The sequence below is a fragment of the Prevotella rectalis genome (genome assembly GCF_900607215.1).
Lineage (GTDB): Bacteria > Bacteroidota > Bacteroidia > Bacteroidales > Bacteroidaceae > Prevotella > Prevotella brunnea.
This window is the reverse complement of record NZ_LR027821.1, coordinates 70,121-75,992: the sequence shown is the minus strand read 5'-3', so window position 1 is coordinate 75,992 and position 5,872 is coordinate 70,121. Positions and strand designations below refer to the sequence as shown.

The following is a 5,872-nucleotide window of genomic DNA, read 5'->3' as shown; positions in this document are numbered from 1 at the left end:
AGCGGCTGAATCGCCACCCGAGGTAACAGAAAATGAATAAGGGGGCTTGTCACTAACATGCTGTCATCCGAACTATTGTGTCTCAATGAGTTGGAATGAGGATTTCTATGTTTAGCGGACAGTAATAAAAAACAAATAAGGAGGAAACCTTTTCGCGGCTGCCTCCTTAAAGAATACAATCTTAAACAAAAACTATAGAGAGTCCTATAAAAAAATACTCCCTTTCAAAAACACTTACGCGGATCTCGATAATCTCACATCATCGTCCCGACGACTTCGGAAAGCAAACCGGTTGTCACAACCATTTGCCACCGCGGGCACGCCGGTATCCTTGAAAAGACAATATGCAAACATCTAAATTCAACCTTAAACCTAATAAAAAACTATAATCTCGATGCCATTCCTTGCCTCTTTGAGCTTCATCCGGTCCACCGACCTTCATGGCATGACACCTCTTTGCATTTCCTTTATACCTTTATACGCCGCAAAGGTAACGACCCCCGGTTTCAATGCTATGAACAGCATTTTAAAAAAACATGAAAAAGCCTCCCAGCCCTTTCGGAAAGCCCGGACAACACCTCACGACAGCAACGCCGGAAGCTCCGCAATCCCCCTTAGCGTCCACAACCGCTCATGGGCGTACTCTCGCGTAACCTCATGTTGCCACTCCGTGTGAAAAGGAATGTGAACCGCACTGCCACCCACCTGCAACGCAGGCTCCACATCGGAACGGAACGAATTGCCCACCATCAGCAACTCATCGGTTTCGCAGCCAAATCGAGCACACAACTGCCGATAAGTTTCGGGCGTCTTGTCGGAAACAATCACCACATCATCGAAAAAATCCCGAAGACCGGAACGATGCAACTTGTTCTCTTGGTCGAGCAACTCGCCCTTGGTGAACACCACCATCTTCCAACAACCCTGTTCGCGCAACCAATGCAACGTAGCCCTTACACCCGGCAACGGACTGCCGGGAAGCTCGAGAAGCGTCTTCCCAAGTGCCACGATTCTGCCGATGTCGCCCCCCGTAATCCTGCCACCCGACATCGCTACGGCATTCTCTATCAGCGAGATGATGAACGCCTTGCAGCCATAACCCAACAACGCCATGTTATCAGTCTCAACGGCAAACAACGACTCCGACACCTCCGACTCGCTCCCATAATCGGACAAGATTCGTGCGTACTCTCGTTCCACGATGGCGAAGTGCGACTGGCAATCCCATAGCGTGTCGTCGGCATCGAAAGCCAACAGCCCGATGTTTTCTTTCAATTCTCTCATAACCTTTCTCCTTCAAGTGGGGCAGAGACGGAACAGCGGTGAAACAACCCCCCGCTCAGTCCATCCCTCGTTTTTACTTGCAAAAATAACTTTTTTCCCCGACAATCCCTCCGTATCCCCCCAAAAACTTGCCTTCTTTCACGGGCTTGACACAATCCGACCACCAACAACTTATGCCCCCCAGTCTTAAATCTTCAGTATTTTTCCATTCCGCAATATGGCAAATCCATTCCACCATTACATTCTTTCATTGTGAACCGGTGGGAATCCATTCCAACGCAGGGGGAAACCCTGTGTTTGTCCGCACACGGAATATATGGATAAAAAAAGTAAAAAAAATTCTGTTTTTTCTTTGCTGTTTTAAAAATTGGTCGTACCTTTGCAACGAATAGTTATTTAAGGTAGCTTATTACCCACCGTTGATTGAGCGTGGATATGGCTTTGGCTTTGAAACAGTTTACTGTAATCTTTTGAGTAATAAAAAAATATGAACCGTGTGATTGTCAGAATGGGCAAAAATGGGAATGTATTGCAGAAAAAATATAATTTATTTTCTGCAAATTTTAACACGTTTTATTTGCTCGTCTCAAAATATTTATTAACACACACACACACACACACACACACACACACACACACACACACACACACTATATATATAGGCTTTTTACCCAAAGTCTGTTTTTCACATTCTTGCTATGGATGCGCATCGTTGCGCACATCCTCATGAACACACGGGAGAAATGTTCTCTCATGTGCAATGCGGTGTGTTCGTATGTGTCCTTGCGTGCCAAACATTATGGACTGCAGATGCGATTTGGTGTATTGTTTATTTAATCATCTAACTAATAAATTTTAATTTAAAGAAAAAGATTATGAAAAAAAGACCTTACATTATGCCGGAAACCGACATTGTAGAAATGAAATCCGAAGCAATGCTTGCCGGTGTGTCAGGAGGAAAGACAGACCCAAATGATGATGGCATGGATATCCTTGCCAAACCCATCGACATTGAGATTGGAGAGGAATTTGATGATGAAGACAGAAATTCCACAATTTTTTAAGTTTTTAACCAAATAGAAAAATCAGACATGAAAAGAAAGAATATATCGGTTCTGCTGTGCGGAGCCATTGCATTGCTCGGCATGTCGGCTTGTAGCGATGACATGAATGAGCCAAACGGAACGAAAGACAACGCCGGACAAGCTTTGGTTTACAAACTCAACGTAGCGGCTACCACTCGCAATGAAGGTACGAAAGCCTTAACGCTCGATGAGAAAAGTCACATCCATACGGCGTGGAAACCCGGAGACAAAATGTTTGTATATAACTGCAGTGATAATAACAAAAGCACCGAAAAGCAATACAGCACCGTGGTTACACAAGACGACGGAGGAACCACAGCTTCGTTCACGGGATCAATCAAGAGCAAAAACGCCATGCAGGAAAGCGACGTGTTGGGCTTCTTCTATCCCGGTGCAGCCATAGAACAACAAGACAATGTGGCGGCAGGAGAACTTACACAGGAACAAGTAAAAGTGAATGGCAGCACCCAAGTTATAGACTACTATAAGAACTCGGAAGCTGTCAAAGACCAAGTGTTGCTCAATCTTTCACAGCAAGATGGAACTTTGGAGACCATCAACAAAAAGTATGATTACTGCTGGGGTAAAACCAGTCCCGTGGGCATAACCGGAGATGCAACGAACGGCTACACCTGTCGCGCCAAAGTAGATCTACACCGCATGGTGGCTTTTTGGGGACTGCAGTTCAACGGTGGCAAGGAAGGAACTCCTCTTACAAGCATCGAGCAAATCAATATTAATGGACCGAAATCGACAGACGTACTCAACCTCAAGGATGGAAAATTAATCGGAAATGACCAAAACAAAGACTTCTCCATCAACATCAGCAACAACGGTAATTACATTAAACTGACCAATGGCTTTATCTGGGTGGCACTACTTCCCGGAGAAACCCACAGAGTAATCATTACGCTCAAAACAACGGACGGAAAGGTGTACTCAAAAACCGTAAACAAAACATTCAAGGAAAATACAACCTATCGCTCCAGAATTACGAACATGAACGAGGTAACAGCCGAACCATATGTTGAAGTGTGCGGCACAAAATGGGCAACGGGTAACTTCATCCGCTATGTCGATCCCGAAAATTCCTCCAATGTCTATTGGGGCGTGGCTCCTGCACAATGGTGGATTAGCCATTATGGTGAAAACCCCACAGAGGCAAACTATCTGCCCGCTGCCGGAGATAATAAAGAACCAATACGATCTAAAGAACTCGGATCACAACACTGGTATGCCGACAAAGCAATAGGCGATGACGGATCTGGAAGATGGGGCATCACGCAGAACGACCTCGACCTGTTCACATGGGGCGCCATCAAAGATGTCTTAGACTTTCCTCTAATTGGAAACTACCTCGGAAACGCGGGACTGGGAGTTCTTTCATGGCCTAAGGAAGAAAGAGGAAATTTGACCAAGACATGGTTTGAAGAAACCGGTTCTCCTAAAACTCGTACTACAGACCCAGAAAAAGCAAATTACGGCGACATCGTTTGGTATTACACGCATGATGCAAACCACAACCACCATTACCGCTATCCCACATTGGATGAAATGAAGGCGCTGCAGTATGCAAAAACCATTCTGCCGGCTTACTGCTATACCGACAAGGGAAACAAGGTGTACGGCGCATATTTCTCTGATGCGGATGCCTTACCGAACCCATCCGGAACAAAAAATATAAATGCCTTCCCGACAGGTCGCAACAATCTATGGAAATATGAAAATGTAACGGGACTTGTCCTCGCCAACAAGGGCTTGTTCCTCCCCATCACGGGATTTAGAAGCGCAAGAGCAACGAAGGTGGTTTATCGCTATGTGGACAATGTAAGCACATTCTATTCTGCCTATTTAACTTCACAAGAATCGGCAGTGTCAACGATAAAAGCTTTCTTCTTCGGTTCCAACGAATGGAATCCGACCGGCTCACCCCAAAAGCAGCAAGGAAACCCCATCCGGCCGGTGTGGGATTCAGGCAATGCGACAGCTCCGACAGATGCAAGCAAATTCGCACCATTCAACAAAATTGTTACAACTTTTGGAGCACGAAAATATTAATGGCATGACAATCAATAAAGTTTAGGCACCAAGCAGCCTGATCTGTTCAGGGGCGCAGCATTTGTATCCGCTACAAGTGCTGCGCCTTGTTTTTGTTCCTCACGACATTCCGCATCGCCACGAAATAACATGACAAAAAACAAACATCAATATATATTTTATTATTGCTGTCCGGTAAAAATTAACTGAAAGCTCTGTATCTCTTTATCCATCGGTATTGCAGCCGTTTTACTCATCCTGGGGCTTGGTTTTCAGTTTCAAACTGTAAGCATTATAAAATGCACTTATTTTGACAAGAAAAGACCTAAAATAACCGATAATTCTAAGAAATAATAAGTTTAAGTCTATTTTAACTAACACAGATAGCCCCAAAAAAGTTTTACCGGACAGCAATAATATTTTATAACCAATTGAAAATCAGGATAATATCAACCGTAATTTAAAAGCTGGGCTTTTGCACTTCGATTCATGACCTTTTGCATTGCAAAAGCTTACCTTTTGGAAAGCAAAAGCTAAGCTCCGCACGAACAGAAAGAAAATCATACCGAAGCACTGTCATATTTCTTTACGTTCCCCTACAATCAGGTGGTGCGCTTTCTCCACATCACCGAGAGGGAAACAACGACACAAACCCTGTTGCAGGAACTTATCCATCTGACAAAAGAACTCATCGCCCTACAAGAGAAGACGGTGAGTTTAACCATTGACTTTCGGGAGAGATAAAGAATGTGCGATGAGATTATATTCCCCCAAGCATTTTTTGCAGCAGATTACCCGATGTTCGAGTTATCTGGAAATCCACCGTTTGGTTTTCTACAGTTTTTATGTCGGCTGACTTGAAACGGCATAGTGCTTCCTGGCGCTCCAATGTGTCACGGACGGGAGACAGGTCTCGTATCTGTCCTGCAAACGTTCCATAGGGAGATTGCAGACAAATTATTTGTCCCTTCATCTTGTCAGGACGCTTGTTTTCAAACTTAAGCAAGATGGTTATATTTGTGCTGTCTACTGGTGTGGTAGCCGTTTTGTGTATGGTAGCCGTACCCGAATATACTTGTTTATAGGGCAGGAAATAGGCTACAGCAAAAAGGCAGAGCAACACCATTCCGATGGCGGTAATGCCATAACGGATAAGCGAGGAGGGTATCTGTCCCACGATACTACGAACTTTTTCGCTACGCAGTTCAAAGCTTCGTTCTGGTTTCTTTTCTTCTTCCATATTAGTTGCCAAGTTCTAATTGATTCTTTACTAAGGCAAAATATTTACCACGTTTAGCAGTCAGTTCCTCGTGTGTACCTACCTCTACAATTTTACCTTCATCCAAAACTACAATTTGGTCGGCATCGCGAACAGTGGAAAGGCGGTGTGCCACTACTACAACTGTTTTTCCCTTGTAGAACTCCGAGAGGTTTTCTGTAATGGCTCGTTCATTGTTGGCATCGAG

At 44.4% G+C, this 5,872-nt stretch carries 4 protein-coding genes and 2 pseudogenes; 3 read left to right on the top strand and 3 right to left on the bottom strand.

Annotation, left to right across the window (positions count from 1 at the left end; translation table 11 throughout):
• Positions 1–579 precede the first annotated feature (579 nt).
• The gene (locus E0E16_RS07465) at positions 580–1,284 is read right to left on the bottom strand and encodes an HAD family hydrolase (RefSeq protein ID WP_130829809.1); all 705 of its coding nucleotides are present in this window, start codon (positions 1,282–1,284) and stop codon (positions 580–582) included.
• Positions 1,285–2,159: 875 nt separating this feature from the next.
• Here E0E16_RS07465 and E0E16_RS07455 point away from each other — a divergent pair.
• From E0E16_RS07455 to E0E16_RS13535, 3 genes and pseudogenes are all read left to right on the top strand, one after another.
• Positions 2,160–2,348 (top strand): hypothetical protein, encoded by a 189-nt coding sequence (locus E0E16_RS07455; RefSeq protein ID WP_130829807.1) that lies wholly within the window; start codon positions 2,160–2,162, stop codon positions 2,346–2,348.
• A 27-nt stretch (positions 2,349–2,375) separates the two neighbouring features.
• Positions 2,376–4,427 (top strand): hypothetical protein, encoded by a 2,052-nt coding sequence (locus E0E16_RS07450; RefSeq protein WP_130829806.1) that lies wholly within the window; start codon positions 2,376–2,378, stop codon positions 4,425–4,427.
• A gap of 576 nt (positions 4,428–5,003) precedes the next feature.
• Positions 5,004–5,150 (top strand): annotated as a pseudogene (locus E0E16_RS13535) (plasmid mobilization protein); the annotation flags it as partial.
• A gap of 16 nt (positions 5,151–5,166) precedes the next feature.
• Here the strand turns inward: E0E16_RS13535 and E0E16_RS07445 are convergent.
• Entirely contained in the window at positions 5,167–5,646 is a 480-nt protein-coding gene (locus tag E0E16_RS07445) for a hypothetical protein (RefSeq protein WP_130829805.1), read from the bottom strand.
• A 1-nt stretch (position 5,647) separates the two neighbouring features.
• Positions 5,648–5,872, bottom strand: a pseudogene (locus tag E0E16_RS07440) (peptidase domain-containing ABC transporter); the annotation flags it as partial.

What these genes read in the sequence shown, in the direction of transcription:
- E0E16_RS07465 (WP_130829809.1), bottom strand. Translation starts at nt 1,284, where the DNA reads ATGAGAGAATTGAAAGAAAACATCGGGCTGTTGGCTTTCGATGCCGAC.
- E0E16_RS07455 (WP_130829807.1), top strand. Translation starts at nt 2,160, where the DNA reads ATGAAAAAAAGACCTTACATTATGCCGGAAACCGACATTGTAGAAATG.
- E0E16_RS07450 (WP_130829806.1), top strand. Translation starts at nt 2,376, where the DNA reads ATGAAAAGAAAGAATATATCGGTTCTGCTGTGCGGAGCCATTGCATTG.
- E0E16_RS07445 (WP_130829805.1), bottom strand. Translation starts at nt 5,646, where the DNA reads ATGGAAGAAGAAAAGAAACCAGAACGAAGCTTTGAACTGCGTAGCGAA.